24 protein-coding genes and 3 tRNA genes are annotated in these 26,623 nt (G+C 60.3%); 13 read left to right on the top strand and 14 right to left on the bottom strand.

Features of this window, described 5'->3' with window-relative positions; genetic code table 11:
- Positions 1-311: 311 nt before the first annotated feature.
- The 5 genes from ACRQHG_RS03295 to ACRQHG_RS03275 all read right to left on the bottom strand — a co-directional run bounded on the left by ACRQHG_RS03295 (position 312) and on the right by ACRQHG_RS03275 (position 4,635).
- On the bottom strand, positions 312-587 hold the full coding sequence (locus ACRQHG_RS03295; protein WP_236624486.1) for a DUF3073 domain-containing protein: 276 nt from the start codon (positions 585-587) through the stop codon (positions 312-314).
- A 287-nt stretch (positions 588-874) separates the two neighbouring features.
- Complete coding sequence (locus ACRQHG_RS03290) at positions 875-1,627, bottom strand: DUF3618 domain-containing protein (protein ID WP_435713385.1); 753 nt, start codon at positions 1,625-1,627, stop codon at positions 875-877.
- Positions 1,624-2,124 (bottom strand): phage holin family protein, encoded by a 501-nt coding sequence (locus tag ACRQHG_RS03285; protein WP_284890402.1) that lies wholly within the window; start codon positions 2,122-2,124, stop codon positions 1,624-1,626. The genes ACRQHG_RS03290 and ACRQHG_RS03285 overlap by 4 nt, the downstream gene beginning before the upstream one ends.
- A 202-nt stretch (positions 2,125-2,326) precedes the next feature.
- The gene (locus tag ACRQHG_RS03280) at positions 2,327-3,067 is read right to left on the bottom strand and encodes a CBS domain-containing protein (protein WP_435713386.1); all 741 of its coding nucleotides are present in this window, start codon (positions 3,065-3,067) and stop codon (positions 2,327-2,329) included.
- A 134-nt stretch (positions 3,068-3,201) separates the two neighbouring features.
- Positions 3,202-4,635, bottom strand: coding sequence for a sodium/glutamate symporter (locus ACRQHG_RS03275; RefSeq protein WP_284890401.1), 1,434 nt, complete (start codon positions 4,633-4,635; stop codon positions 3,202-3,204).
- 312 nt (positions 4,636-4,947) lie between these two features.
- Here ACRQHG_RS03275 and ACRQHG_RS03270 point away from each other — a divergent pair, with 312 nt between their 5' ends.
- Positions 4,948-5,886, top strand: coding sequence for a sugar kinase (locus ACRQHG_RS03270; RefSeq protein WP_435713387.1), 939 nt, complete (start codon positions 4,948-4,950; stop codon positions 5,884-5,886).
- A gap of 52 nt (positions 5,887-5,938) precedes the next feature.
- Positions 5,939-7,042: an LppP/LprE family lipoprotein gene (locus ACRQHG_RS03265; RefSeq protein WP_435713388.1), complete on the top strand. Its 1,104-nt coding sequence runs from the start codon at positions 5,939-5,941 to the stop codon at positions 7,040-7,042.
- A gap of 132 nt (positions 7,043-7,174) precedes the next feature.
- Here ACRQHG_RS03265 and ACRQHG_RS03260 read toward each other — a convergent pair whose 3' ends face one another.
- The 4 genes from ACRQHG_RS03260 to ACRQHG_RS03245 form a co-directional block, all read right to left on the bottom strand.
- A complete protein-coding gene (locus tag ACRQHG_RS03260) occupies positions 7,175-9,436 on the bottom strand; it encodes a CAP domain-containing protein (RefSeq protein ID WP_435713389.1) in 2,262 nt (753 codons plus the stop codon).
- A 270-nt stretch (positions 9,437-9,706) separates the two neighbouring features.
- Complete coding sequence (locus ACRQHG_RS03255; RefSeq protein WP_026428718.1) at positions 9,707-10,897, bottom strand: NAD-dependent formate dehydrogenase; 1,191 nt, start codon at positions 10,895-10,897, stop codon at positions 9,707-9,709.
- 376 nt (positions 10,898-11,273) lie between these two features.
- Positions 11,274-11,381 (bottom strand): LPXTG cell wall anchor domain-containing protein, encoded by a 108-nt coding sequence (locus ACRQHG_RS03250; RefSeq protein WP_435719584.1) that lies wholly within the window; start codon positions 11,379-11,381, stop codon positions 11,274-11,276.
- Between the two features lie 234 nt (positions 11,382-11,615).
- Positions 11,616-12,059 carry a hypothetical protein gene (locus ACRQHG_RS03245; RefSeq protein ID WP_435713390.1) on the bottom strand — a complete coding sequence of 148 codons (444 nt, stop codon included), beginning with the start codon at positions 12,057-12,059 and terminating at the stop codon, positions 11,616-11,618.
- A gap of 329 nt (positions 12,060-12,388) precedes the next feature.
- Between ACRQHG_RS03245 and ACRQHG_RS03240 the strand changes: the two genes are divergently transcribed.
- Positions 12,389-13,231, top strand: a complete 843-nt coding sequence (locus ACRQHG_RS03240; RefSeq protein ID WP_435713391.1) for a hypothetical protein — start codon at positions 12,389-12,391, stop codon at positions 13,229-13,231.
- A 1,853-nt stretch (positions 13,232-15,084) separates the two neighbouring features.
- On the opposite strand, the gene ACRQHG_RS03235 is transcribed toward ACRQHG_RS03240, so the two are convergent.
- The 3 genes from ACRQHG_RS03235 to ACRQHG_RS03225 all read right to left on the bottom strand — a co-directional run bounded on the left by ACRQHG_RS03235 (position 15,085) and on the right by ACRQHG_RS03225 (position 15,371).
- Positions 15,085-15,160: transfer RNA gene (locus ACRQHG_RS03235), tRNA-Phe, on the bottom strand.
- Between the two features lie 39 nt (positions 15,161-15,199).
- Positions 15,200-15,273, bottom strand: a tRNA-Asp gene (locus tag ACRQHG_RS03230).
- A gap of 25 nt (positions 15,274-15,298) precedes the next feature.
- Positions 15,299-15,371, bottom strand: a tRNA-Glu gene (locus ACRQHG_RS03225).
- Positions 15,372-15,642: 271 nt separating this feature from the next.
- Between ACRQHG_RS03225 and ACRQHG_RS03220 the strand changes: the two genes are divergently transcribed.
- The 4 genes from ACRQHG_RS03220 (at position 15,643) to ACRQHG_RS03205 (ending at position 20,012) form a co-directional block, all read left to right on the top strand.
- Positions 15,643-17,664, top strand: a complete 2,022-nt coding sequence (locus ACRQHG_RS03220) for a mechanosensitive ion channel family protein (RefSeq protein WP_435713552.1) — start codon at positions 15,643-15,645, stop codon at positions 17,662-17,664.
- Positions 17,636-18,112: a peptide-methionine (R)-S-oxide reductase MsrB gene (gene msrB / locus ACRQHG_RS03215; protein WP_435713551.1), complete on the top strand. Its 477-nt coding sequence runs from the start codon at positions 17,636-17,638 to the stop codon at positions 18,110-18,112. Before ACRQHG_RS03220 ends, msrB begins: the two co-directional genes overlap by 29 nt.
- Positions 18,113-18,199: 87 nt before the next feature.
- Positions 18,200-18,997: an endonuclease/exonuclease/phosphatase family protein gene (locus tag ACRQHG_RS03210; RefSeq protein ID WP_435713550.1), complete on the top strand. Its 798-nt coding sequence runs from the start codon at positions 18,200-18,202 to the stop codon at positions 18,995-18,997.
- An 88-nt stretch (positions 18,998-19,085) separates the two neighbouring features.
- A complete protein-coding gene (locus ACRQHG_RS03205) occupies positions 19,086-20,012 on the top strand; it encodes an AEC family transporter (protein WP_435713549.1) in 927 nt (308 codons plus the stop codon).
- A gap of 90 nt (positions 20,013-20,102) precedes the next feature.
- On the opposite strand, the gene ACRQHG_RS03200 is transcribed toward ACRQHG_RS03205, so the two are convergent.
- Entirely contained in the window at positions 20,103-21,617 is a 1,515-nt protein-coding gene (locus ACRQHG_RS03200) for an AI-2E family transporter (RefSeq protein ID WP_435713548.1), read from the bottom strand.
- 193 nt (positions 21,618-21,810) lie between these two features.
- On the bottom strand, positions 21,811-22,518 hold the full coding sequence (locus tag ACRQHG_RS03195; RefSeq protein WP_435713547.1) for a hypothetical protein: 708 nt from the start codon (positions 22,516-22,518) through the stop codon (positions 21,811-21,813).
- 106 nt (positions 22,519-22,624) lie between these two features.
- Between ACRQHG_RS03195 and ACRQHG_RS03190 the strand changes: the two genes are divergently transcribed.
- The 6 genes from ACRQHG_RS03190 to ACRQHG_RS03165 all read left to right on the top strand — a co-directional run bounded on the left by ACRQHG_RS03190 (position 22,625) and on the right by ACRQHG_RS03165 (position 26,461).
- Positions 22,625-22,939 (top strand): DMT family transporter, encoded by a 315-nt coding sequence (locus ACRQHG_RS03190; RefSeq protein ID WP_284904744.1) that lies wholly within the window; start codon positions 22,625-22,627, stop codon positions 22,937-22,939.
- Positions 22,939-23,289, top strand: coding sequence for a DMT family transporter (locus tag ACRQHG_RS03185; RefSeq protein ID WP_435713546.1), 351 nt, complete (start codon positions 22,939-22,941; stop codon positions 23,287-23,289). Before ACRQHG_RS03190 ends, ACRQHG_RS03185 begins: the two co-directional genes overlap by 1 nt.
- A gap of 48 nt (positions 23,290-23,337) precedes the next feature.
- Positions 23,338-24,159, top strand: a complete 822-nt coding sequence (locus tag ACRQHG_RS03180) for a hypothetical protein (protein WP_435713545.1) — start codon at positions 23,338-23,340, stop codon at positions 24,157-24,159.
- Between the two features lie 211 nt (positions 24,160-24,370).
- A complete protein-coding gene (locus ACRQHG_RS03175; RefSeq protein WP_279058572.1) occupies positions 24,371-25,291 on the top strand; it encodes a tyrosine-type recombinase/integrase in 921 nt (306 codons plus the stop codon).
- A 13-nt stretch (positions 25,292-25,304) separates the two neighbouring features.
- Positions 25,305-26,135, top strand: coding sequence for a ParA family protein (locus ACRQHG_RS03170; protein ID WP_016442216.1), 831 nt, complete (start codon positions 25,305-25,307; stop codon positions 26,133-26,135).
- An 11-nt stretch (positions 26,136-26,146) separates the two neighbouring features.
- On the top strand, positions 26,147-26,461 hold the full coding sequence (locus ACRQHG_RS03165) for a hypothetical protein (protein ID WP_016442217.1): 315 nt from the start codon (positions 26,147-26,149) through the stop codon (positions 26,459-26,461).
- The last annotated feature ends 162 nt before the right edge of the window (positions 26,462-26,623 follow it).

The following is a 26,623-nucleotide window of genomic DNA, read 5'->3' as shown; positions in this document are numbered from 1 at the left end:
CGTCGCAAAAAGCAACGCCCTGCCGCGGTGGCAAACAGAAAGCAGCATCCCAACCCGAATGGGTGTAAAAAGCAACGCCTCGACACGCACTCTCGCAAAAAGCAACCTTCCGGCGAGGGCTCTCTTCAGAATGCAACGCCTCGAGACGTGAGCTTACAGAAAGCAACACCAGCGCACGATTTGGGAAAGTTAATGTAGTTGCCGTTGCTTTTTGTTGCTTCGGCCGATGTCCATACGCTTGCCCAGTTCTTTGGAAACAATTGTGCCGGCAGCCCTGGGGCCGCCGGCACGTTCGTTACAGGAATGAGTACCTATTTGGTGGCTGGTGGAATATTGTTCGGATCGTAATCATCCGCCCAGTCATCGTCATTGTCATCTGACTCGTCGTAATCTGCGTAGTCGGCGTAACGAGCATACGGATCATCCGAGGAATCGTAGTGGGATTCCTGGCGCTCATCACGATTAATACCCAGCTCACGCTCGAGAGCGGCGTAATCAGTATCCGGTGTAAAGTACTTGAGATTCCGGGCTACCTTACGCTGCTTAGCCTTCTGACGGCCGCGCCCCATGAGCTCGACCCCCTTCATCTCATCTGGGCTCATCTGGCCCGGTTTACTATTTCGTGACCTATATTAGCCGCTATGGCCTATATATGGCTATGTGACATACGCGGAAAGAGTACGGCGCTCCTCACCTTTCCCAGGTAGATGGCCCGTTGCGGGCCATAAGTCGTGCGACAGGTGTCGCGCGCCACGCTCGACTCCCCGCACAGGCCAGCCCGCAGAAATCTTCGCATCACGCGACGACGCAATGCGCCGCCGGTGAACCATCCCTGCGAGGCAGTCGGCTAATCGCTGACCAGCCCGCCACGCGGTTACTTGCGCCGGCGCCCGCGCCCGAAGAGGGCGCTGCCCAGCAGTGTGACCGCACCCAGAGCGGCGATCCCGAGGCCAGCCACCACGGCGAGCCCGGTTTGTTCCCCGCGTCGAGCATCGTCAATAACATCCTGGGCTACCTGCGAGGCCGAGGGAATTCCGGCAAAGGAATGGCCAGCGGAACAATGGCCCGAGCACCCGTGGCCGGTGGCGGCGTCGTCGTAATGATGCGCGCCACCGCAAGCCCCGCCGCAACCGCCACCGCCACCGCACGCTGCGTCTTCAACAACCGCTTCAACATCAGCATCCGCGCAACCGCAGCCACACGGGCCGCCGAAATCGGCACCGTCAGCGCCGTAAGCACCAGCCCCATCAGTGCCGCCGCCCAAGCCCGCGCTCGCGAGGTGTTCCTTCGCGGAATCGGCCAGGTCGTTCACCTTCGCCTTCGCGGTCTGCGCGAAATCCGAGGCTTTCGCAGAGGCTTTGGCGGAGGCGTCCGCCGCGGTGCTCTTCGCATTATCCGCGAAAGCCGCAGCCTTATCCTTCGCCGCCTCGGCAAAAGCGGAGGCCTTGTCCTTGAGCGTGGCCGTGGTGGTGGCCACCTTGTCCTTCGCGGCGTCGGTCGCGTTCTTGATATTCGTGCGCGGATCCAGGCGATCCACCAGCTCATTGACGGTGGCGGTCAGTTCCGCGCGGGTGCGCTCGATATCGCGCTGAATGTCCTCAGGTTTACGGTTATCGGAAGCGCTCACTTCGACAGGCCTTTCTTCACGGCGTCGACGTCCTTGCTCAGGCCGCCAACAAGATTAGTTGGATACTTTCCGGATTTCTTGAGTTTGCGCAGCCCCAGCAGCGCGAGCACCGCAATAATAAGGAGCAGAATTCCGGCAACCGTCAGGTAGCCGGCCCACCAGCGCCCGCCGAAGACGACCGTGAAGAAGGCCGCCGCCGCGTGCAGCAGGAACCCGAGCATGAACAGGGCCAGCACCCCGGCCACCGCGAGGAGCACCCCGCCCATCCCGAGGTTGAGGACCTTATGCTTGAGACTGGCCTGGGTGTACTGAATTTCGTCGCGGACCAGGGTGGAGAATTGCGCCGTGGCGGAGGAAAACAATTCGCCCACGGTCCGGCGGTTCGGTTCGCGCGCCGCGGCTGCCCGCGCTTCTTCGGAGGAGGACGCCACGTAGCCGGAGCCCGGAAGCGGCCCGGTGGTGCTTGCCCGTGCGTTCTCAACATCTTTTTGCGCCATCACATCCCCTTTGCGTCAGCCAATAACGTGGCGATAGATACATTCTAGTGTGCCGCAGAAAGCTTTAAATAGAAACGGGAAAGCCGAAATTTCTTCCTGAGCGAGGGCGCAGCGCTTATGCGTGCATGTAGCAGTGCTGATGCGTGCGCGCCGCCGCACCACGGAATAGTACGACGACGCCGCAGCCTTTCACCCCGCCCGCTTACCTTGCGATGGCGATGTCCCTGAAAATCCGCCCCACATCCGCGCGGGCCACCAGCCCGATAAGCACCCCGGTGGCATCCCCGGTGCGAGTGATGAGCACTGCGGGATGGCCGCGGTCGGTCAGGGCTGTGCATACTGCCATGGCCCTATCGGAAGGTTTGGCGTAGAGGGGAGCGTCGTGCGTGCCGCTGTGGGCGAGGATATCCCCGGCCGGCACGTTGGCCAGCTGGGATTCTTTCCCGGCAGTCACCATTCCGGACACCCAGCGGGCCACCATATTGGTGGTGAGCAGCCCGATAATCGTGGAGCCATCCACCACCGGAAGCTGGGCGTAGCCGTGCGCGTCGAGAATAGCGGCGACGGTAGCGAAAGTATCCACGGGAGAGACGGTCGCGACGTCGTGAATCATGAAGTTTTGGATCTGCGGTTCGTTGCGCACCTGGAAAAGTAGCCGCTCGGCGGCTTCGACCAGGTCCGCGCGCGGGGTGGCAATGGGTTGGCCGTTCTTGTAGTTGTTATGCGCGATGGTATTGCGCAGATTGCGCAGTACCTCGCCCAGGTTGTTATTGCGAACGACGGCGGGAACCCGCTTTTCGTACGCCTTCGCCCAGGCATCCCCGAAACCACGCGAATCCAGGCCGGTGGCATGATCGAGCTCAGCCCGGAGGTCTTCCACCGCGGAGAGGAAACGCTGGGTGAGAGAGTTCGCGGTCGGGGAGGTGGCAGCGTCGTCGTTCATGCCACCATGGTAGCGAAGCGGGCCGCGTTGCACGGACTGGAGTGGGTGGGCGAACCGTGCAACCGTGCAACCGCGTGCAACCGCACGCGAACCCCAGGCGAACCGCACGCGAACCGCACGCGAGCCGAAACGCGCTACCCCGTAAACCCGGTTCCCAGGGTGCCCACCGGGCCGGGCTCGCCGTGGGTATTCGCGTGCCCGGAGCGCACCACCCACCAGCCGCCGAGCAACCCGAGCACCGCTATGGCGCCCCAGACGCCCACCACGGCCCAGCCCATCCCAGCCAGCGCCATAACCGGCACGAAGGACACCGCGGAAATCTCCACTGGAACCACCGGCAGGTAGGCGTAACCGAATTGCTCAATGGTGCCTGATTCGAGTTTGGGATCCACGATGCGCAGCAGCGCCAGGCCGGTGGAAACCGAGCCGGTCGCCCACCCCCAGGTGAAGAGCTGACGTTCGAACCAGCCCTCGCCCATAAGCCGCGGAGCCACCACCAGGCCCAAAAACGTGCACAAAATAAGACCGAAGAGGAACAGCAAGCCGAGGGCCAGCAGGTGGTCGGAAACAAATTCCGGCTGAATCGAAGCAATACCGCACACAATCAGAATGTCCGTGCACAGCCCGGAAACCGAGCGCAGCGTGCCCGCGTCGAGCAGGTGGGATGCCCCCACCCCGTTCATAACAATCCGCACCACGATCCCCACCAGGAACGCGATGGCGAAAAGCGGGAAGGAAATACCGGGGAAGAGGTGCTTGAGGAGCTGGCCAATGCCGTAGCCGGCCACCGCCACCAGGCTCACAATCCCGACCTCGAAGGAGAGCGTCTCAATCGAGCCGCCGGAGAAGGTGTGGTACCCCAGGGCCGGGCGGCGCTTATTGGCGTCAAGCACCCCGGTGAGGAGTTCATCGGGCAGGGAATCCATGCCGCGGAAAGCCTTGGCCTGCCCGCGCCGCGCCCCGAATTTCGCGAGGATAATCCCGCCGACCACCCCGACCAGCAGCCCCACCGTGGCCGAGGTGAAAGCCAGCGAGGCCACTTCCGGCTGCCCATTTTCAGCGTAAATATTGCCCACAGCCGCCGCGGTACCAAAACCGCCCGCCCAGCCGGTGAACAGCATAATGCCCAGCACGTCCGGCGAACCGAGCACCGGGGTGAGGAACAGCAGCGCGAAAGCCATACCGAGCGCCACCTGCGCCCCGTACATAAGCACCCCGTAGGAAGCAAAACCGCCCACCGCTTTATTGACTTTGCGAATATCGAAATCATCGGTGAGGGCCATGCAGGCAAACACAATAACAATAAGAATCGAGGCATACGTGCCCATATGCTCGGAGAACGGAATCCCGGTCACCTGCCACGACCCGATATGCCAGCCGCGGCTTTCCGCCACCGCCCCCAGCACATTCGGACCGAGCACCAGCCCCAGCGCACCGGCAATCACCGAGGCGGGAACCAGCATATTCTGCAGCCACTTCACCCGGGCGCGCAGAAACACCCCAATGGCGAGCAGCAGGCCAATCATTCCGGCGTCAACCAGCATGGTCCACGGCGTATATGCGTTCATCGTCCCTCCTACGGTTGCGATAGTTGCGCTTGGCGCGAGGCGCGGGCGCTCGCGGTCTACGATCTGCCCGGGCCCGCGCGATTCACGCGAAGCTTGCGGGAGGGATGCGTGGAACCCACTCCCATTAGTAAAGGTACAGTAAAACTATGGCGATGTTTTAGTTAGGTACGGTGCTGAGGGCCGTGATGTGCCGAGATTCACGCGCGGACTCCCCCTCGATATGATGGCTATGGTGACCGCCACGCGCGCGACCCCGGCACTCGAGGCCGGGGCGGCGGGGCGCGGGCGGCGTCGTCATCAAGGAGGAAAAATATGACGGATCTGGTGACTTTCGGCGAATCGATGGGGGCTCTGACCTTTACGGAATCCCCGCAGATCGGGGCGCGGCCGCGCGCGTCCTTCGGCGGCGCGGAAACGAATGTGGCTATCGGGATGGCGCGACTGGGGCATTCCACCGCGTGGGTCGGGAGCGTCGGCAAGGACCTATTTGGTTACATGATTATGCGGACCCTGCGCGGCGAGGGCGTGCGTTGGGATCACGCCCGCCAGATCACCACCGCCCCCACCGGGGTGCTGGTCTCGCGCCACGCCGGGCTGGGGACGTTCGCGGTGGATTACCATCGTAAGTTTTCCGCGGGGCGCCTCATTACCCCTGATCAGATCCGCGCCATGTTTGAGCTGGAGCCAAAAATCGTGCATCTGACGGGCATCACTCCGGCGCTCGGGGAGGAAGCGCGGGCCGCCACGATGCTCGCCGTGGAGCTGGCCGGGGAGCGCGGGGTGCCGGTGTCGTTCGACGTCAATTTCCGCTCGCGCCTGTGGGATGCTCAGGATGCAGCGCCGGTGCTCGCGCAAATCGCGCGCGGGGCACACGTGGTTTTCGGCGGCACGGAGGAACTGGAGCTGCTCACCGGCGAATCCGAGGTGGCCGCGGCGACTCAGCGCCTGCTGGACTGGGGCGTTTCGGAAGTGGTGTGGAAAGATTCGACGACGGCGCGCGTGACCACCCCCACCGAGTCGGTAGAACGACCCGGGCGGCGGGTGACCGTTGTGGATACCATCGGGGCTGGTGATGCCTTCGTGGCCGGTTATCTTTCCGGGTGGCTCGAGGAGCTGTCCTTCGCGGAGCGCCTGGATCGCGGGCACCTCCTGGGGGCCTTCGCGGTGGGCACCATCGGCGATTGGGAAGGCGGGCCCACCCGCGAAGAACTCACCATCGCGGAGATCTCCGGCGGCGAAGTGGCGCGCTAGCGCGGCGGCATTATCAACCTGAAGCTTTCCGAATGACTAAAAAGGGGCCATTATGAAGAAGAGCGTTGGTGTTTTAACTGGACTGGTCGTGTTACTACTAGGCGGTTGTTCGCAAAAACAACCAGACTCCTCCGCCGTGGATCCGTCAGGGGTTTCCGGCACAGTTCTCGACACTGTGACCTCCTCTCCGGAACGATCTTCTCGGTCTGCTACCACATGCGGCATGGGTGCGGAAGAGGCTTTTGCCGATGGTATTGCGCGAGCGCCGCATTTGCCAGATCTTCCTTGGATACAAGACATTCAGTATGCCGATCTCGATGGCTACGATCCGTGTGCCCCCCTTTCTGTCATTTCTGTTGCGGCAAGCCAATCCTCGGGGATACCCATGAGTGTCCAGATCCTTTATAGCCACGGTGAGTACCTGTATCCAGCCACAGGCAGTGACGTTTTCGGTATGCCGGCTAGCGTCGTACGAATATCGCCAAACGAAATTCAGATCAACTATCTTTATGCTAAAGCTGATGAAGATTCGGCGTCGGCAAGTGGTATAGCGTCGTCGATTTTTACCATGAACGAAGCTGAAACGGAGATTGTCCGCGTGGGTCAACTCCCGCGGAGGGCAGAACAGCTCACAACATCCAATTCGGACCACTTTGATAAACCACGGTATGTCGACAAAGGCCATCGGCCGGGCGTTCCTGCTGGCGCATACATTGGGGCCGGCGGTCCGGTACCTGAAGGTGCGATTGAGATCCCGATCAGCGGTTATGATCCACAAAGCCAGCGGGACGTTCGAACCATCACTGATAAAGACGCTAATGTGACATGTCAGTTTTATGACCCGCCAAATGGCAGTGCTACCTGCGGGGTGAAGTCATATAAGGAGCATAACCTCTATCCATCACACCCGGGTAACAGTGGTAGTTTGCCCCGTTGGTCCTTCTCGCTGTGGCGAGATGAAATTCCGGAAGCGCACGAAACTCAGGATATTCAACCGTATATGGTCAAAAACTTTGGTCACATGGTTGTGAAACCGAGAGAGGTTGTTTATTCCGACTCGTATGTCTGCGCGGCACATAATTACGCCATGACCTGTTGGAATGCGGAAACGGGTCACGGGGTCTACATGGCGCGTAGCGGTTACCAGAGTTGGTAAGGAGTTCTTTCTATACGCATTTAGGTGCAGCGAAAACAAGCTCTGCACTCACCTCGGTGCGGTAGGTGAGTGCAGAGCTGCACATACGCGAGGATGGTGCTACAGGATGGTGCTATTTCCTGGGTCGGCGCCTTAGCGGCGGACGGCGGGGGTGTCGGTGCCGTTGCCGTCCCAGTCGCCCACGAAGAGCTGGTCGGAGGTGCGCCCGTAGGTGAGAACCTGGTCTGCTTCACCAGCGGCCAGCGAATTCTTCACATAAACGGTATTGCCCCGGCGCACCGCCAGCGTATCTACGCCGTCGCCGTTAAAATCGCCCAAAATTGTGGCGTCACCGGCACGGCCGTAAGAAAAAACGGTATCCGCCGCGCCGCCCGCGATGGCGTTCTTGACGTAGTACAGGTTGCCGCGGCGCACCGCGAAGGTATCCTTACCGTCCCCGTCGAAATCACCGGTGAGGACGGTATCGTCCGCGCGCCCGTAGTGGACCACCCGGTCGGCCTCCCCGCCGTGCAAGGAATTGAGGACGTAGAAGGCATTGCCTCGCCGGACCGCGAAGGTATCCTTACCGTCACCATCGAAATCGCCCACGAGGATTTCATCGCCGGCGCGGCCGTAGGCGAATTCCACATCGGCGGCCCCGCCATCCACGCTGTTCTTGACGTAAATCTTATTGCCGCGGCGCACCGCGAACGTATCCTTACCATCGCCGTCCCAATCGCCGACGAGCACCTCATCGCCGGCCCGCCCGTAAGAAAATACGCTGGCGGCCTCACGTGAGGTCCAATCATTGGAGACGTAGAAGACGTTGCCGGTGGCGGGGTTGTTGGGATTTGGCGCGGGTTTGGGCTGGTCCGGCGTGGGATTCGGCGCGGGCTTCGGAGCCGGCGCGGGGGAGAGGCGATCTACATCGGCCTGGGCGCGCGCCACATCGGCTTCCGCGGCTGCGAGCCGCTCGCCGAATTCCCCGAGCTGCGCGGCGCGGGCGGCGGCGCGATCCCGCTCACCCTGAGCGGCGGTGAGCTGCTCGGCGAGTTTCTGGACGGCTTGCTTCGCGGCCTTCGCACTCTCATACGCTGCGGTCGCGGCAGTGAGTTTGGCCTGCGCGGAATCGAGCGCGGCCTTAGCCTCTTCGTACTCTCGGGCAGCGGTCTCTAGTTGCGTTTTCGCGATTTGAGCCTCCAAGGATTCGGGATCGCCCTTGGTAGCCGCCTCGAGTTCGGCCGTGGCATCTGCCAGAGCCGTGCGGGCCACGGAGGATCCCTGGGCCATCTCATCCTTGAGACCATTCATGTACCGTTGCAGCGCGGCAGAGTAGTCCGCAACCGTTTGCGCTTCCGAGCGGTCGCCGTACAGAGGTGTGTGATCGAAAGTATTTGCCTGGATATTAGGTGCGAAAGCTATCCCCGTCACGGTGTAATTGGGATTGACAATATTAAGGTAATGCCCGACTTTCGCGAAGTCCGTGACGCCCTGATCGTGGAGGGCTTTTTCGTTGTGATACCAGAGCTTGAGGGAGAGCTCATCGCCGGGGTAGTTCGCGGAGGCAAGGTTTTCCGCCACGTTGAACGCATTGATATGCGTCATTTTATTGGTGCGGGATTGCGCATTGACCTGGAGCTGGGCGACCGCCATGAGGTAGTCCGTGACCTTGAGGGGCTCAAGTTGGTGCGCGGCGCGCAGCTCGTTGATCTTCGTGATGAGGCTCAGGGTTTTTGCCATGGAGTCCAGATTCGTGGCATCATCGGCTGCGCCCGGGTGGGTATAGGAAGCCAGTGGCTTACCCCGGTAGTCCTTATCGGTAGTAAAAACCTCGAGGGCCTTCTGGGCGCCGCGGGCTTCGTAGAACCCGAGGGCTCCCCGATCCCACTGCGCCTTCGCTGCGGCTTTGGATTCTTCGAGCTTGGCCTGAGCGGCATCCACTTTTTCCTGGGCGGCTTTGGCGGCTTCAGGATTGGGCGCGATTGCCTTATCGTAGGCGGCTTGCGCGGCATCGCGGCGGGCCCGGGCGGACTCAGCGTTCTTGGTGAGTTGGGGCATGACAGAAGCTGCGTCGTCGTACCCTTTCTTTGCGGAATCGAAACCGGAAGCTTTCGCTACCGCGGCATCATAAGCCTGTTGCGCGGCCTCCACCTGCGCGTTTGCCCGCGCGTAGGCCTGCGCGGCGCTCTGAATATCCGCGAGGCTTGCGCCGCTCGCTTTTATTTCCGCGAGGATGGCATCCCGGGCTTTAATCGCGGCGGTGAGTCGGGCGCGGGCCTCGGCGAGCCGGGTTGCGGCATTACTACCTGGCGCGATGTCGCTGGCGGCGGCGGGAGCGGGGCTGAGGGCCGGCAGGGCCTGGGCGGCGAGCGGGACCAGCAGAGCCCCCGTCATGAGGAGTGCCGATGTGCGCATAAGAGTCTCTTTCTGTTTCGACCGTGAAAGTGAAAGGGATAATTCCCGGAGCGCAGGTTAGTGGCCGTTCCTGGGCGTACGCCGGATGCATAGTGGGAAGAAGCTGGCTCGCGTCAAAGGCGGCCGTGCGGCGGAATAGAAAACACCCGCACACGACACCGGCGCCGCGGAGCGAATCGGATTCCCGAGGGAAATCGCGGTTCGCAACGCGGCGCCAATGGAGAGTTCAGGACTTGCGAGAGCTAGAAATAGAGCGAGAACGCTCTACCTTTACTTACCGGTGGATCCGGGGCTGGCCTTACCGTCGGTGGTGTAGGACTTCGCGCCGGTTCCGGCGAGCGCCCCACCCTGGACGATAATGTAGGAATCGCGCAGCTGGCGGCCAGCGAAGAAATCTTCGAGGATTTCGCGGGTGCCGGCAGCGTAGCGAGTCTGTGCGGACAGCGAGGAACCGGAGGTGTGAGGGGTCATCGCGTTGCGCGGCATGGTGCGCCACGGGTGATCCTCGGCCGGGGGCTGCGGGTACCACACGTCCCCGCCGTAGCCGCCGAGCTGGCCGGATTCGAGGGCCTTGACAATGTCGTCGCGCACCACGATCTCCGCGCGGGCGGTGTTCACGATGTAGGAACCGCGGCGCATCGAGTTGATCATCTTCTCGTCCACCATATGGTAGGTATCCGAGGTGAGCGGGGAGTGGATGGACACCACGTCCACGCTACGCATGAGGTCCTCAACGGTCTCGTGGTAGGTGGCGCCGAGTTCCTTCTCCGTCTTCGGATCGAGGCGGTACAGATCGTAGTAGTGCAGGTTCACATCGAAGGGCTTCATGCGCTTGAGCAGGGCGCGGCCGATGCGGCCGGCGGCGATAACGCCCACGTCCATGCCTTCCAGGTCATAGGACCACTTCACGGCATCGGCGATGTTCCAGCCCTTTTCGTCGGTGACGATGCGGTGGGCGGGAACGAAGTTACGCACCAGATTGAGGATGGTCATGGCCGCGTGTTCGGCCACCGAAATCGAGTTCGAGTAGGTGACCTCAGCAACCGTGATATTGCGCTTCATTGCTTCGGTGAGGTCCACGTGATCGGAGCCCACGCCGGCGGTGATGGCCAGCTTGAGGTTCTTGGCCTTCTCCAGGCGATCCTTGCCCAGGTAGGCGGGCCAGAACGGCTGGGAGATAACCACGTCCGCATCGGGGAGGTGCTTCTCGAATTCCGAGTTCTCGCCTTCCTTATCGGAGGTGACGATGAGTTCGTGACCGTTATCCGCGGCCCACTTCTTCAGGCCCAGGGCGCCGGAGACGCACGCCACCATCTCGCCCGGGGTGAAATCGATGCCCGACGGCGTAGGAGTGCTGGAGCCGCCCGGGTAGCAATCAATCGTGGGAATGGAATCGCGAATGTACTTGGGCGGGAAGCCGTCCACGGGATCCGGGTACAGCACCATCAGAATTTTCGCCATTAAAAATCACCTCTTTTAGTAGTGAGTCGCCGGCCACTTCGCCGGCTCGGTTAGTACTTTAGTCCCAGGTGTGTGAGGCGTGTCAAGAGTCTCGCCAAAGTGTCTCTAAACTTCGCGATCTGTCGCAAAAATATCGCGAAATATGGCCGTTTCTGCACTAGCTGACGCGGTCGTAATCATCTTATTTATTGTTGTAAATGCATGATCGGATGGTGAGGTGATCGCTACTTTAGTCCTAGGTGTGTATTCGGTGATGGTTGTTGCAGAGCAGGGTTAGCGTTCGTATTGCTTGTGGGTGCGAAAGAAGGGTGACCGGTGCGTGAACACCAGTCACCCTTCTTTGCTTCGGTTATGGAATGGACGTGCTTGCGGCCTGCTAGGCGCGCTTCTTTCTGGTCTTTTTGGCGACGACGCCGCTACCGGCCACGAGCAATCCGCCAGCAATAAGCGCCGCGGCCCCGGTGGAGGTCCCTGAGTTCGCCAGGAGTTTCGCTGGCGGGTTGGACGTGGTGATGTTACTGATCCCGAGGTGCCGTCAATGTCGGGGTGTTGGGGCCTGGCTGGATTTCGATTTGATCCCGGAATCAAGTTGCTTAGAAATGGTGGTTCTGTCGGTAGGAGTGGCATTGGCTCACAGTGGGATTGCCGTTTCGGTTCTGCCGGGGCTTGGTGAGTTCGGTGCGTATGGTTGGATTAGCTTGCTTGTGTTCTAAAACAATTAACTTTCTTTGTGGCGTGTTGGCCTCGTGTATTCAAGTTTCACGTCCCAGCCGGCTATTTCCACGTTTTCTTCTGGGTTGTTTTCCGAAAGTCTGCCGATGGTGTCAGCGATATCGTCCAGATTGGGCCAGGCGCGTTTTACGTGAGAGTTAGAGGAGTAGCGCAGTGCGTCAGCAATCTCTTGCAGGGTGGCTCCTTCGTATCGCGCTTGGGCGGCAATTCTTCCAGAAAGTGCACGGGAAAAGCGCCGTAGCTCGCTCGCGAAAGCCACCTCGATAAGGGTTTCTGCTCCTTCAAGCTTATACCGTTCGGCGACGAGTCGTGCTTGTCTCTTTATGCGCGTGTAAATAGCTGGGCCGAGCATATCTGAAGTGGCTGAGATGATCTCCTGGCGTATAGCAGAGTCGCGTTGTGCTTTAAGGCGTTTTCGTTGTTTTGTCACGGCACAAAACTAGCATGTACGTCACGCTCCATGCAGCTTTGTAGAGTTCAATGTCCGGATTGGCCACGTGTCCACAATCTCCTTAAGGATGACAGTTGGCACATCCATATCGGATGTGTTATTCGCGACTTTCTTTAGCGTTTCTCACTTTTCAAAAGTGATAATCAACACAGTTATAAAAGCTTGCAGTTTTGAATTCGGCTTGTTTCCGCGGTTTTTGGTTTTCGTGTTGTTATTCGGTTCCTTTTCCTTCGCGGTCTAGCCATTTCTTCGCACACGGAAAGGGTGAGGGGGCAAAGCGCTCTCCAATAAATGAAGAAAGGAACGTGATGGTTAAGCAATATGCGATTGCTAGCAATCCGGTGCCGTCAATTGTCGCGCTGGGCGCGGAAATTACACCTCACCTTGACCGGCAAGGCGAGTTCGTGCTCGCACCTAATGGGATGTCTACATATGTCGTAGATGTGGTTGTCGTTTCTCGCAATGGAGGGGTGGATGAGCACTCTACTGTCGCGGTGTGCGTGCCGCCTAAAGCGCCGTGGCCTGTAGGTGCGCCCCTGCGCGCTAAAGGTCAGTGCTGGGAGGCTCTTGGGGCTGAGGGAGGTGTGCGTCGCTCTTTTGGCAAGTCTTACATCGTAGAAGAACTCGTTGTCGAAACGGTTGCATCAAATACCAAAAAGGAAAATGTTACGAAGGCCCTATTGAGGGTCATTTCTGCGTTGAAGGATTTGATGCCAATGTTCTTTAGCGGGAACATGAATCTCCTATTATGGGTCATCTATGCCCTGCTTAGACTCGTTTTCCGGGGATATCAGTGGTTCGTCCATGAGGGTGCCGGTAAAATTCGCGGCTTGCGCGGGGATCGTGAGTCTTTCAATGTCGCCAAATGTATCAAGCATCAATGGGTGAAAATCAACTTAGTGGCTGGTATAGGTAATCGTGGGAAGATTGGTCGGACACGCGAGATCTGCCAGGTTAAAGGCTGGCATGGCACGTCAATTGGTTTTTTCATGGTAGTTACGCTTCCGGTGGGTAAAACCTCGAGCGATCTTGCTCGTCTCGTTGGTGTTCTCCAAGGGCACTGTCCGGATGTCACGTTCCGGACTCCCATTCGAAGCTCCCGGAACTTCGTGGTGGAAGCTGTCGTGCGGGAGGTATTGGCCGAAAACTAGGAGAGCGATCTGCGATGAGGTATTCCCAGGTAGGTGTGATTGTCGGGTGGACGTTGATCGCATCGCGCGATTTTACCCCCTGTGCGATATAACTTTCCAGAGCGTGATCCGTTCGGATAAACCCTATGTGTACGGCGTTCCTGCCGACCTCCTAAACTTCCACGAATCGCTTATTGTTGGGTGTGACGTTTTTGGGGTCATTATGTGGATGGGAGGACTCTCCTGTTCCCTAGAGCAAGTTAAATCTGCACGGCTAGCGCAATGTGAATTGCGCTAGCCGACCGAGCAAACGTTCTGACCTGTCGTCCGGTTTACCGCGATAAACTCGAAAGGGATCAAGCGTAAGGTTGAACTGAATGAAGTGGTCCACGTTTTTTAGAGTGATGCCGCCTCCGTTAAGACCGTAACCCCAGTAATTTTAGGGGCATTCGTAAGTCCAGCTATTGCCATTGGAATCTGTGCCCGCGCAGAAATTCCCTCCGGTCGAGGTGTCTACCCATCCGCCGTTGTCGGTAGGAGCAGGGGCTGCGGGAGCTGGTGCTGGTGCCTCGTACGAGTGTCCACTCGGCCACGAAGACCCGTTTTCCGTTGCCGAGTAGCCCGAGTTCGAATCGGCGGTAGCAGATTCCGAACCGCCGTCAAATAATGCTGGGGCAGGTGCCGGAGCCTGTGCGGCCGTCACTTTCCGATTCAGAGATTCGACACGACCATGAATCATTGCGGCCTCTTCCTTGAGAACGGAGAGCCGTACGTTCTTCCCAGAATCTTTGAATGACTTGCAGTCCCCAGCCAACGCAGCAGCTTCGCCGACAAGTCTCTCAATGTCACGGGCGCTAGTTGTGTCCGACTCACACGATGCCGCAAGGTTTGCTGCCTCTCCGTTTAGGTATGCCGTGGTGGCGGCCTGGAATTGCTTGCTGAGTTTCCCGGACGCATCCGTGATTTGGGCTGCTTGTGCCTTGAAATGCATGGCACAAGCACGCAAGCTCTCAGCTTGGGAACGCGCGGTGGACGCATCCAAACTCTTCGCAGCGGCCGGGTTGAGAGGCTCACCGAGGGTAACCCGCGCAGCTGAGACAGCCTGGGCGAGCGTACGACAATCTGCGGGCACACCGCCGTCAGCCTCGCACTCCTGCGCCGTGAACCCGACACTGTCAACTGCGGTTTGTAGTGCGGTTCTGGAATGCTGGTTAGCCGCGACGGCTTTGCTGTAGGTGGTGCGCGCTCCGTCCAGGCTATTGCTTCGTTGTACCAGGTAAACGCCGGCGCCAGACATGATTGGGGCTAATAGACAAATGGTGGGTCTTATACCGGGAGTTTGCCCTGTCATACCAACGAAAAGTCGGCCTTATTGAGGTCGGGCACCTCAATAAGCTTGCTTCCTTGACATCCGTTGCGTGACATGCCTTGACGGAAAACTCGTTCCGTCCGGGCTGCCATGCGCCACAGCCACGGGGTGGGCAGAGGCGTCAGAGCCGCTTTCTGGGCCGTGTAGGCGCCATAGTGCGCGTTAGAGACACGAAATCGGGGACAAACGGTGCTCTCCCTCGCACTTCGTTTGTGTACCCGATTCGTACGGATCTGATCCGGATCCAAGCCAACGACACGCCGTCATTAGACCCACTTTTTGTCTATTAACCCCATGATTGCCGCAGTGATAGCTATGCTCCGCCATAGCCACACGCGCTTACAATGACTTTGTCTGGTAGCTATCTCTTCACCGGTCATGACAACAGCAGTTTCGTCAAGCGTCGTTGTTTGCTCACCCATCTTGGCTTGCCCTTCCTCCTGTGAAAATGGGTAAATAAGCAAAAGGACACATGAATGCAGGGAAATCCTATTGTAGCAAGGGGTGGTGGCTCCGACCGGCGTCGATCCGGTGACCTTTCGATTTTCAGTCGAACGCTCTACCAACTGAGCTACAGAGCCGAAAGAGAAACACCCGGTTTCCCGGGCGTTCTTCCTTCGCGACCCCGACGGGACTTGAACCCGCGACCTCCGCCGTGACAGGGCGGCGCGCTAACCAACTGCGCTACGGGGCCATTTGCTAGGCAAATAACCATCGCGTACCCCCAACGGGATTCGAACCCGTGTTACCGGAGTGAAAGTCCGGCGTCCTAGGCCTCTAGACGATGGGGGCTCAAGAACGTTGTTCTCAAAGCGTCCCCGCTGAGGGAACGGGTATAAGCTTACGTAGGATTCCAGGTCTTAGCAAATTGAACGAGGGTGTTCTCGATCACCAAGCGAGTTTTCCGCGGTAATCCGCGCCTTTCAGGGAGGTGACCACGCTGCACGCGGGCGGCGTCGTACCAGATAGGAGCCTTGTGGGCGCTTCCCGGTGATCTCACGCCGGAGGCGAAAGAAGTTCGACACCGCTTTTTCTGTCGTAGCCACCTACTAGGCTTTCAGACATGAACGCATCGGTACTCGCGGTGGCCCCGGCCGCCTGGAAAACGCTCTCGCTCGCGCCCTGGCTGCGGGCGGAAAGTGAGGCGCCCACGCCGGAACCCACCCCCACCTCGGATCTGCATGAAGTTGCCGAACAGGCCGTGGCTGCCACGGTTGATATCGCGCAGCTGCTCGGGGTGTGCCTGCTGGGTGCCCTCATCGGCTGGGTGATCGCCGTGGTAATCGTGGCGGTGGTCAAGGCAGGTTTCCGGCGCCATACCGGGCTTATCGATGTGGTGCGCGGCATTCAGGTACCCGCGCAATTCACGCTCGCGGTGGTGGGTGCGCGCTTCGGGCTGTTCTCCTATATGGAGAATTTCCCGGAACAGGATCGGCCTAATTGGTCGCCCGTGCTCAAACACCTGCTGCTTCTCCTCATTATCGCGGGCCTGACCTGGCTGCTTGTCGGCGTGGTGAACGGGGCAGCACGCTCCTACCTCAAATTCGTGGAGCGGGTAGCGGAAACGCGCTATCGGCGGGTGCAAACGCAGCTGCAGATTCTGCGGCGGCTAGCGGTAGCCCTCATTATCGTGATCGGCCTGGCCGCCATGCTCATGACCTACCCGGGTGCAAAAGCCGCCGGCGCCTCACTTTTCGCCTCTGCGGGCGTGATCTCCCTGGTTGTTGGTATTGCCGCGCAATCCACCCTGGGCACGCTGTTCGCCGGGCTGCAGCTGGCCTTCTCGGATTCCATCCGCGTCAATGACATCGTCATTTGGGACGGGAATATGTGCACGGTTGAGGAAATCACGCTCTCTTACGTGGTCCTCAAAGTTTGGGACGGCCGGCGCCTCATCGTGCCCTCCAATAAACTCACCTCCACCACGTTCGAAAACTGGAGCCGCCGCGATCTGGACATTATGGGATCGGTGGTCCTCCAACTGGACTGGAGCGCCCCCATCGCAGAACTACGTGCCGAACTTGACCGCATCCTCGCCAATACTGACCTCTGGGATGGTGATACCGGCATCCTCGTGGTGGGAGATGCCTCCAACCCCAACGGCCTGCAAGTCTCCGCGATAGTCTCCGCTTCCTCACCCGGCGAACTCACCGACTTGCGTAACCATGTGCGCGAAAAGCTCATCGTGTGGTTGCAGAACAACGCCCCGGATGCCTTCCCGCACACCCGTTTTTATAACGACGACGCAGCCTCTTCCGCCCCCGGTGCCCTTACCGGGGAAAGCGACTCGGAGCAGCAGGGAGCTGACTTGGAGCAGGCAGAAAGCGAAGCGGCTGGTGAATCACGCGAAGCTGAGGCGGGGGAATCCGAGGAATCCAAGAAATTGGTGGCCGGGGACTCTGGTGAGCGTGCCGAATCTGAGGAGCGCGCGGAGTCCGAGGCGCACGCAGAGTCCAAGGCGCACGCGAAATCTAAGAAGCGTGCAAAATCTGAAAAGCAGGCCAAGCTGGCGGCTCGCCCAGTCACCCGCACGTCCATCGGTGCTCAAGAACAAACCGAACCGGATACTGCGTTCGACCCGCAGGACTACCAAGAAACCCGCATCCTCTCCGCATCCGATATTGAAGCAGCGGTGCGCCCGGAGCGGGTACCGGTAGCCAGCCGTCCCGCAAGCCCCGCCGGCACGGAAGGCCCGGCCACTCGCATCCGGGAAGGCCACGAAGCCTCACTGTTCACCGGATCCATCCAAGCTGAAAAACGCGGCCAAGAATTCTCTGGCCCGGGTGCCGACGTCCTGGCAGAGCGGGAACACAATGCTGCGCGTCGCACCGGCCAACAAGAACCCATCCACGAAGCCGGCAAAGTCCCCTCAGAATCATCGGCGCCCCCTACCGCCGTCTTCCCGGCCGTACCCGGAGAAATAAGCGAATCCGATGCCGCCAAGCAATCTGACGCCGCCAAGCAAGCTGGCGCAACTAAGCAAAGCGAGACCGCTAAGCAGCCTGAAGCAGCTCAACAAAGTAGCGATAGCGAGGAAAATGAAGAAAGGAAAAGCCATGGCACGGATGCTCCCGCAAAGCGATGAAGAATGGGCCCGGGTCCTCACCCCGGCCGAATTTACGGTCCTGCGCCAAGCGGGAACCGAAGCGCCCTTCACCGGCGAACTCCTGAACGAAAACCGCGAAGGAATCTACCGATGCCGGGCCTGCGGGGCAGAACTCTTCCGCTCCACCACCAAATTCGATGCCGGATGCGGCTGGCCCAGCTTCTATGACCCCTCCCGCAGCGACGCCGTGCGCACAGACGTCGATTACAAACTCGGCTACCCCCGCACCGAAGTCCGGTGCGCCACCTGCGATTCCCACCTCGGGCACGTCTTCCCCGACGCACCCCACACACCCACCGGCCAGCGCTACTGCATGAACTCCGTCGCGCTCACCTTCGAACCCGAAACCGAGCCCGCGCCCGGCTCCCACACCGAGCCCACGCCCGTGCCGCTATCCGATTCCGCAAACACGTCCACAACCGCATAGATTCGGTAGAATCACCCGTGTTGCACACCGCCCCCAGTGGAGATCCCCGGGCGGCGGTGTCCACCGGGTCGCGACAAAGGAGAAACCATGCCGAGCCTTCATGTCATGTCCGCCAACCTCCAACAAGGTAAGCCCTCACGGCGCCCGCGCCCGGGCACGGACAAAGTGACATGGCAGCGGGAATCCATCAGCAAAGCCATCCGGCTCATCACCGCCGCCGGCCCGGAACTCCTCGCCCTCCAAGAAGTCAAAGTCACCACCGCCGGCGGAGACCTCTACGCGCCCCTCCTCGCCGCTGGCAACTACCACGAAGCCATCTTCGCGCCCACTAAGAACGAGCGCGGCCGGCTCCGCGCCACCAAAAAAGGAGAAGCCCGTGGGGTAGGTACCGCGCTCCTCTCCGTCTACCCCATCGGCGCTCGCGAAGTCATCAACTTGCCCGTCCACCAGCAAGAAACATGGCTGAAAACTCTACGGACAAATATCGGGATCGGTGAAATCCCCCGGGTTGCCATCCTCGCCGAAATCAAGGTGGCGCCAGGGCAGTCCGTCGTCGTCGCTGCAACGCACCTCACGTACACGTACCGCCTCAACGTGACGCAACTACGCACCGTAACCGGAGCTCTCGCCGGATTCGCCCAGCGCTACGGGCTAGAGAAAGCCCCGCGGCTTATCATCGGGGACCTCAATATCCGCGGCTGCGAAGTGCCACTCGCGGCCACCGGATTCGAAGCTGCTGCCGAAGCCCTCACCTACCCCTCCGATGAGCCGGAAAGCCAAATCGACCATATCCTTGGAACCGGGGTTGAGGTGCGGGCCGCGGAAAACCTCTTCCTGCCGCTCTCCGACCACCGTGCACTACGCGCCACCGCCGTCTGGAAATAGGTTCGCGCCTGCTGCTGCACGGTCATGGCGAACCTGCGCTCGAGACGCCCCCTCACGCCCGAACAACTCTGTCTACACTAGTGCTGTTATGGCCTCAGTACTGCTCAACTTTTGGGTGATTATCGCGATTATGCTCGTCGGCTACCTCGTCGCGCGCTGCAAAATCGTACCCCCGGGAAGCGACCGCACCCTCACTCAGCTGGTCTTCTACACCACGTTGCCAGCGCTCATGTTCACCACCCTCGCCAACTCCAACCCGGCATCCTTCTTCGGAGTGAACGGGCTCGCCAATATCATCTCCTCGGTAGGAACCGGACTCATCTACACGGCCCTAGCCGCCACCCTGCTCAAAAGCCGCGGAACCGAACTCACCGTTGGCGCGCTCGTTGCCTGCTACACCAATATCGGCAACCTGGGCGTGGCCTTCCTCGTGGCCATCACCGGCGACCCCACCCCCGCCGCACCCATCCTGCTCTTCCAAATCCTCGTGATGGTGCCGGTCTTCTTCTCCATCCTCGACAACCAAACCGGCAAGAAAACCGAAGGACTGTGGCGCACCATCCTCTCCCGCCTCAAAAACCCGCTCCTCATTGCGGTCTTCGCCGGACTTATGGTCGCCCTCCTCAAGATCCCCATCCCTGAACTCATCTCCGCGCCCCTCGAAAAAATGGCAGGCGCGAACGTGCCCATCATTCTGCTGGCCATGGGAATGTCCCTGCGCGGCGCACGCCTACCCCGCTTCGGGCGCGAAAGCGCACCCCTCATGCTCGGCATCTTCTGCCGCCTCATCCTCGGGCCGCTCATCGCCTTCGGCGCCGGCTACCTCCTGGGCGCGCGCGGCGAAGCCCTCATGGCCATCGCCATCATCGGGGCATTCCCCACCGCCAACAATGTGTTCGTTTACGCGCACCGCTACCGCTCCGGCGTCACCATGGCCCGCGACGCCGTCATCATCACCACGGTCGGTTCACTCCTCGTCATCCTCCTCATTACCGTCATCGCGCAAACGGTATAAGGGCGACTTCGGTATGAGGCCGCCTTAAGGTATAAGGCCGCTCGCGCTTCCGGGCTACGACTGAGCTACGACTGGACTGCGAGCTCCGGGCTACTGGCCCTTGACCGGGTTGTAATCCGGGCCGGGTTCCTCCCCGTCCACCTCGAAATTCGGCTGGTCGAAAGCATAATCCGGGTCCGGAGCCGCGGGCGTGGGCGAATTAATATCCGCGTTATCGACCACGCGTTCCTCCCCGCCCAGGGTGTGCGATGCCGCCCTCGCCGTGACCGGCGAGGGAGATTCCTCAGCGCGGGTATTGAGCTCCTTCGCGTTATATTCGAGGAGCTGCTTGGCCACCGCGGTCCCCGCCAAATCGCGCAGATCCAATTCGGGAAGCTCCGTGAGCGGCTTATCCGGGGTGCGGCGCAGCACCTTAAACACTTCCCACACAATCGAAATCAGCGGAATCACAATAATCGCACCCAGCAGCCCGGCCACGAACGTACCGGCCGTCACGCCCACCGCAATCACCACCGGGTGGAGCGAGACCTGATGGCCCATAATGAGCGGCTGGAGCACATGCCCCTCGAACTGGCCGATCAGCGCCACACCCACCAGCACCACCAGGGAAATAACCACACCCTTCGTGGCCAGAGCCACCAGCGCCGCAATAATCATGGCCGCCGGCGCACCGAACAGCGGAATAAAGGCACCGATGACCACGAGCGTCGCCAGGGGAGCGGCCAGCGGCACCCCGCACGCCACCAGCAGAATCGCGGCCATCACCCCATCGCATAGCGCAATAAGAATGGTGCCGCGCGCGTAGCCGGAGAAGCTGTACCACCCGGCAGTGGCCGCCGCGTGAGTGCGCCGCCGCGCCCGATCTGGGAGCACATTAATAAACCACAGCCACATATTTTTCCCGGCCGCCAGGAAGAAAATCGAGCAGAAAAGCGCCAGCGCGATCAAGGTAAAAGCCAAAGCCACCGTGCCGGCCTGCGAAAGCGCCGTCGACGCAATATTTCCCGCGTTATTCTGCAAGTACGTAGCCGCACGTTCAATACCCTCGTTCAGGCCCTCGCGCAGCTCATCGACCGTAATATTAATCGGAATCGGCCCGTTCGCAATCCAATTAAAAATGCCATCCAGGCCGCGCTGCATCTGCTCGGACAGGCTCGACCACTGATTCGCCACCGAATCAATAATCCAATAAATAATCCCGCCCAGCGCCGCGAACAGACCCAGCAGCGCCAGCGCCGTCGCCAGCGCCCGCGGCATAATCCGATCCAAAAGATTGACAATCGGATGCAGCAGCGACGTCATGACCAGCCCGAGGAACACCGCCACCAGCACCCACTGCACCGAAGCCGCCATGTGGAAAATTCCCCAAATGGCAATAACCACGCCGATGAGGAGCCAGGCGCTCACGCCCCACGTCACCAGAACCGGCTGCACCCCGGCCGGATGAATCTCCACAACGGTGCGCTGCGAACGCCCGCCGCTATCGGCCGGGTCCTTCGCGTAACGTTCCACGGCCTCTTCGGCCACGCGCTCAATCTGTTCGCGCCGCGACACCGCCGAGCGAATCCGATCCATCAGGGAGGGTGACTTCTTTGATTCCTTCACAAGCTTTAGCTTACTGAAGAACGGCCCGCGCCGGGCGCGTTACGGTGCCGGCGTTAGTGCGCGGGCGCGTTACGGTGCAGTGCCGCGCCGGGCGCGTTACGGTGCGGGCGTTAGTACGCGGGCGCGTTACGATGCAGCGCCGCGCTCGGGCGCGCTGCGCGCGGTGGTACGACGACGCCGCCTCTCTGCCGCGCTACTCATTTGGCCGCAGCAGGTCAATTTCGCTTTCCAGCCACTCGGCGAGCTCACCGGCGGCAATATGCGCATCGATCTCCACCTGCTCATCGGGCTCCTCAATGCCGACGAGGAAAGCCTCCCCGCATTCCCCGAAGGGCACCGCGATGACCTCGCCATCCTCGCTGCCCGCCCACCAGAACTCCGGACTGTAGCCGGCGGCGGCCAGAGTCTCCCACACCACCCGGGCGCGCTCCTCATATTCGGGAGTGAAACGCCCCACCGGCGTACTCCACGCATCGGGCAAACCGTCCGGAATACGCGGGAACACCGCGGCCGGATCGCGCCCCTCAAGCATCTCAGCAGGCACAATACGCGGAGTATCCCGCTCGCTCACCCGCCCGGGAGCCACCGGAGTGAGCCTCAGCTGGCCGTCGGTGAGATCACCCGCCCGGAAGCGGGCAGTCCCCAGGGCCACCACCTGCCCGGCCAGCGCAGCCACATCAGCCTCTCCCTCGCCCAGCTCGGAAAGAAGCGCTGTGACCCCGGCGGCGGAAGCATCCATAGGCGTGGCGGACAGCACGAGGGCGGCGTCGTCGGAAAGAATACGGCGCTGCTCCGAGCCGTTCGCGTGCGTGATCGCAACAAGGCAAAAACCCTGCTCGGAAGGGGTGATATCGAGCGCGGCAACGGGCTGGCCGGAAACGGTGAGCGAGGTGATATTCATGCTTCGAGGATACTCCCCGGCGCCCGTGCTAACCTGGGCCCGGGCGCACCAACCGCCGCGGACGAGGGAGCCGTACCCGCCCAGCGCAAAGACGGCCACAATTCTTATGGCGTGGATTATTTTGCTCCTTTCCGGAGCACTCGAAACCGTATGGGCAGCAGCCCTCGAAAAATCCGAACACTTTTCCCGGCGCGGGCCGGTCGCGGTCTTTCTCCTGGCGCAAACACTCTCCCTGCTCGGCCTGGCCTGGGCCATGCGCGAAATCCCCACCGGCACGGCCTACGCGGTCTGGGTGGGCGTGGGCGCGAGCCTCACGCTGGTCTACGGCTGGCTGAGCGGCCAAGAAAGCACCTCGCGCGCTCGCGTGCTGCTGCTTATTGTGCTCGTTGCTTCGGTGGTGGGTCTCAAGGTGGTGAGCTGATGGCCTGGGCGATTCTGGTGGGTTCCGGTATTTTCGAAGCAATATGGGCGACGGCGCTCGGCGATTCGCGCGGACTCAGCCGCCCGCTGCCGGCGCTTGTGTTTGGCGTGGCGCTCATTGTATCCATGTGGGGGCTTTCGCGGGCGCTGCGCGAAATTCCACTTGGCACGGCCTACGCGGTGTGGACGGGGATCGGCGCGGTGCTCACCGTAGCAATTGCGGCCGCGCGGGGAGTGGAGGAACTCAGCGTGCTGAAAGTGTTGTTCCTGTGCGGGGTTGTCGGCGCGGTGGTCGGGCTGCGGGTGGTGGAGCGGGGTGAAGAGCGTGGCGGTAAGAGGCCGGAAAACTAGGTGTCAGGTCCGTACCGCAACAGGGGCATATTGTGAGATCATGAACACATGATTTCTCGTGATTTGCACTCGCTGGGTTTTGACTTCCCCGAGTGGGAAGATCTTGTTCGAGCGGTTATTGATACACATTTCCCTACGATCATTCGCGAGGGTTCTTTTGCGGCCGTAGGTCTGTACCAGGATACTGAAGGCGCAGGGGTGCTCGTCACGCGCTATTACGACGGCGCCACTTACACTTTCCCGGCTCTGCGCGGGACTCCCGGGCATGATGTGGCGGCGGTGCTGGTGGATGACACCACAGCACTCTTCGAGCTTTACGCGCCCGACTCTCCGGATATTCCGGCCCGCACCCTCATTGCATATGTGGATGACCCCTTTATGTACGACAGGTGGGAGAGTGGTGAAGATGAAGAATATACCGGGTATGAGGACTATCGGTTGAGTGCCGTCGCCAAAAAGATGGCGGTGTATTCCTCCTGGGAGGAATGGAACGGCGGTCGCGAAGTTAACGATAACGGCGTCATGCGGCCTTTAGCGAAGGATGATCCTCTTGTGGGCGAGCGGCTGATTCTCAGTGTGAGTCTTGCGATACATGGTGAGGAACTTGAGGCTGGCGAGGTAGATAACCTCACTCCGGATATTATCCTGCGTGGAACGGTCCGTACCGCGGAGCTGGTCACCAATGCCTTGACCGGTCAAAAATGGTGGCGCTGCGAAGTGGATTGTGGATTCCTGATCACGCTTGCCCTGCCTGATGATATCGATCCGGCTCCGGCTCCGGGCAAACTCGTTGATGGTCAGGCGCTCCTGCTAGGATCCACGGGATTTTGGGAAGATAAAGAGCCTGGCATCTACCGGCTGCGCGACTAGGACAAACTGTAATGTGGTGTCCCTCGACGAGCGAAAGAGAAAATGGTAGGCCCCGTGGGATTCGAACCCACAACCCTTGGTTTACCTGGCTCACCCCACCCTTTTTAAAATAATGCGACATTTTCAAACCGTTCGCTAAAGGTGAACTATAAGGCGGAGAAAAGTTCGGCCTTTCCGTCTAGCCGTTGAGGCGAAACTGAAAAATGTACGCATGAACAAACTTGAAAAATGGACCGTTCCCGCCGGGTGGGAAGAAGCACTTTGCGATTGGGAAAAGACTCAAACCCTAGCAGGGCACCGCAAAAGCTCTCGAGCATACCGAATCGCAACCCTAAGAAGCTTCGCAAGAGCGGTAAATAAGCCGCCGAACGACGTCACCGAAAAAGACGTGATCGACTGGGCGAGCAATAAAGAAATATCCCCCGAAACCCGGCACGGTTATTACATCGCGGTAAGAGCGTTCTTCGACTGGTTCTCAGAAGGCGATAATCCAGCAAAAGTGCTGCGCCCGGTGCACCGATTACGAGCCGCAGCACGGCCAACGCCCGAAGCCGTGTATGAGGATGCACTCGACGGTGCGCCTCCCCGAACCCAACTCATTCTCCGCCTCGCAGGCGAGGTCGGACTAAGGGCCAACGAAATTGCCCAGATAAGAAAAGAACACCTCGGAAAAGACCTCCTTGGATACTGCCTCCAAGTGTGCGGCAAAGGAGGAAAAACCCGGACGGTTCCCCTTCCCACAGATATCTATCTAGAGATGGAAGAAAGGCTCATCATGACCGGAACCTGGCTATTCCCAGGAAGCAAGGAGGGCCACCTCTCGGCAGCGTGGGTCGGAAGACTCGCACGCCGGGAACTCCGAGACGGATGGACTCTCCACACCCTTCGACACCGATTCGCGACCCGCGCATACATTGAGGGACACGACCTCATGGCCGTGAAAGACCTCCTCGGGCACGAATCCGTAGCAACAACCCAACGCTACGTGCGCTCCGACGCCCAGGCAATGCGAGCTGCGATGCTCGGCGCACGCCAAGAACGGTACAAAAGTTTTGGCCCGCTGCCAGCGGATACAGCCACGCCAGCCAATACGGCAATGCCAGCAACGCCAGCCCACATCCCCGGACTATAGAAAGAAGACCCCCATGATCATTGCTATCTGTAACCAGAAAGGCGGCGTTGGTAAAACGACGATTGCCACTAATCTCGCGCACCGCATCGCCCGCACCTCCGGTTCCCGCGTGTTGCTGGTGGACGCTGACCCGCAAGGCTCGGCAACCACCACGCTCGGCATCGAAGTAGACACCGCCACGCTCACCCTCAATGACGCGCTCGCCGCGACGGCCGCCGGCGCACCGCCAGAAACGGCACGCCAAGCCATACTGGCTGTACCTGCCTGGGGTATTGATCTCCTCCCTGCTGACCGGGCGCTCTGGGATCGGGAAAATGACACGGCACTCGGGCGCGAATACCGGCTCAAGGCCATTCTTGATCCCCTGCGCAATACCTACGAGATGCTCGTCGTGGACTGCCCACCAAGCTTGGGGATGCTGACCACCGGCGCATTGGTCGCGGCCGATGTGGCATTGATCGTGACCACGGCACGCGAAACCGCATGTGATGGCGTCGCGGAAATGGTCACAACGATCGCCACCATCAAAAACCTATACAACCCGGCTCTTGAGCTGGCTGGCATCCTCGTGAACTCCTACCAACAAGGACGATTGGACACGAAGCGTTGGCTCACCGAGCTAGAAGCAACCTACGGAGACTACCTACTCGCGCGCTATATGCCGGCCAGGGAAGCATTCCCCCACACCGCAACCAACCACGTGCCCATCGGCGACGCCGATCCCTTGATCGAGGAAGCATTCAAGACCCTACAAGCCACACTTGCCGGCAATGACGCATTGGCTGGCATGGCCGTATCTGCTGGCAATGCCAGCCGCGCCAGCGATGCCAGCAACGCCCTGTAAAGGAGACTGCCATGAAAATGACGAAGAAAACCTTGCTCCGCCTGCTAGCCAACCCTCACGACATCAACTTCCGGAACATGATCGCAAACGACACCGTGACGCTCTGGCACGCAGCAGCATCAAACGCCAGCCTGCTCGAAATGCGCCTGGACTCCGACCCCTGGAGAATGCCAGGTAACCATGTCATCAAACACGGCAGCGACCAGCAGCTCGTTGATCTGTACTTCACGCTCAACGAAACCTACGCCCAACTCGAACGGACGATCAAACACCTCGACAAGATCAAAGACACCCACGAAACAACCACAGGAACGGAAGAACGATGAAAAAGCCAGATACCGCCGCTATGCAAACCCTGAAAAAAGCTCCCATCGCGAACCCTATTGTTGCGGGTGGAGAGGATAACATCCTCGCTGGCACCGCTGGCACCGCTGGCACCGCTGGCACCGCTGGCACCGCTGGCACCGCTGGCACCGCTGGCACCGCTG

The sequence above is a fragment of the Actinotignum vesiculae genome (genome assembly GCF_051267215.1).
Classification (GTDB): domain Bacteria; phylum Actinomycetota; class Actinomycetes; order Actinomycetales; family Actinomycetaceae; genus Actinotignum; species Actinotignum schaalii.
The sequence above is the reverse complement of the archived record's forward strand: the minus strand, read 5'-3'. Positions and strand labels throughout refer to the sequence as shown.

Coding starts and splice junctions, on each gene's coding strand:
- ACRQHG_RS03295 (WP_236624486.1), bottom strand. CDS start 587: ATGAAGGGGGTCGAGCTCATGGGGCGCGGCCGTCAGAAGGCTAAGCAG.
- ACRQHG_RS03285 (WP_284890402.1), bottom strand. CDS start 2,124: ATGGCGCAAAAAGATGTTGAGAACGCACGGGCAAGCACCACCGGGCCG.
- ACRQHG_RS03280 (WP_435713386.1), bottom strand. CDS start 3,067: ATGAACGACGACGCTGCCACCTCCCCGACCGCGAACTCTCTCACCCAG.
- ACRQHG_RS03275 (WP_284890401.1), bottom strand. CDS start 4,635: ATGAACGCATATACGCCGTGGACCATGCTGGTTGACGCCGGAATGATT.
- ACRQHG_RS03270 (WP_435713387.1), top strand. CDS start 4,948: ATGACGGATCTGGTGACTTTCGGCGAATCGATGGGGGCTCTGACCTTT.
- ACRQHG_RS03265 (WP_435713388.1), top strand. CDS start 5,939: ATGAAGAAGAGCGTTGGTGTTTTAACTGGACTGGTCGTGTTACTACTA.
- ACRQHG_RS03260 (WP_435713389.1), bottom strand. CDS start 9,436: ATGCGCACATCGGCACTCCTCATGACGGGGGCTCTGCTGGTCCCGCTC.
- ACRQHG_RS03255 (WP_026428718.1), bottom strand. CDS start 10,897: ATGGCGAAAATTCTGATGGTGCTGTACCCGGATCCCGTGGACGGCTTC.
- ACRQHG_RS03240 (WP_435713391.1), top strand. CDS start 12,389: ATGGTTAAGCAATATGCGATTGCTAGCAATCCGGTGCCGTCAATTGTC.
- ACRQHG_RS03220 (WP_435713552.1), top strand. CDS start 15,643: ATGAACGCATCGGTACTCGCGGTGGCCCCGGCCGCCTGGAAAACGCTC.
- msrB (WP_435713551.1), top strand. CDS start 17,636: ATGGCACGGATGCTCCCGCAAAGCGATGAAGAATGGGCCCGGGTCCTC.
- ACRQHG_RS03210 (WP_435713550.1), top strand. CDS start 18,200: ATGCCGAGCCTTCATGTCATGTCCGCCAACCTCCAACAAGGTAAGCCC.
- ACRQHG_RS03205 (WP_435713549.1), top strand. CDS start 19,086: ATGGCCTCAGTACTGCTCAACTTTTGGGTGATTATCGCGATTATGCTC.
- ACRQHG_RS03195 (WP_435713547.1), bottom strand. CDS start 22,518: ATGAATATCACCTCGCTCACCGTTTCCGGCCAGCCCGTTGCCGCGCTC.
- ACRQHG_RS03190 (WP_284904744.1), top strand. CDS start 22,625: ATGGCGTGGATTATTTTGCTCCTTTCCGGAGCACTCGAAACCGTATGG.
- ACRQHG_RS03185 (WP_435713546.1), top strand. CDS start 22,939: ATGGCCTGGGCGATTCTGGTGGGTTCCGGTATTTTCGAAGCAATATGG.
- ACRQHG_RS03180 (WP_435713545.1), top strand. CDS start 23,338: ATGATTTCTCGTGATTTGCACTCGCTGGGTTTTGACTTCCCCGAGTGG.
- ACRQHG_RS03175 (WP_279058572.1), top strand. CDS start 24,371: ATGAACAAACTTGAAAAATGGACCGTTCCCGCCGGGTGGGAAGAAGCA.
- ACRQHG_RS03170 (WP_016442216.1), top strand. CDS start 25,305: ATGATCATTGCTATCTGTAACCAGAAAGGCGGCGTTGGTAAAACGACG.
- ACRQHG_RS03165 (WP_016442217.1), top strand. CDS start 26,147: ATGAAAATGACGAAGAAAACCTTGCTCCGCCTGCTAGCCAACCCTCAC.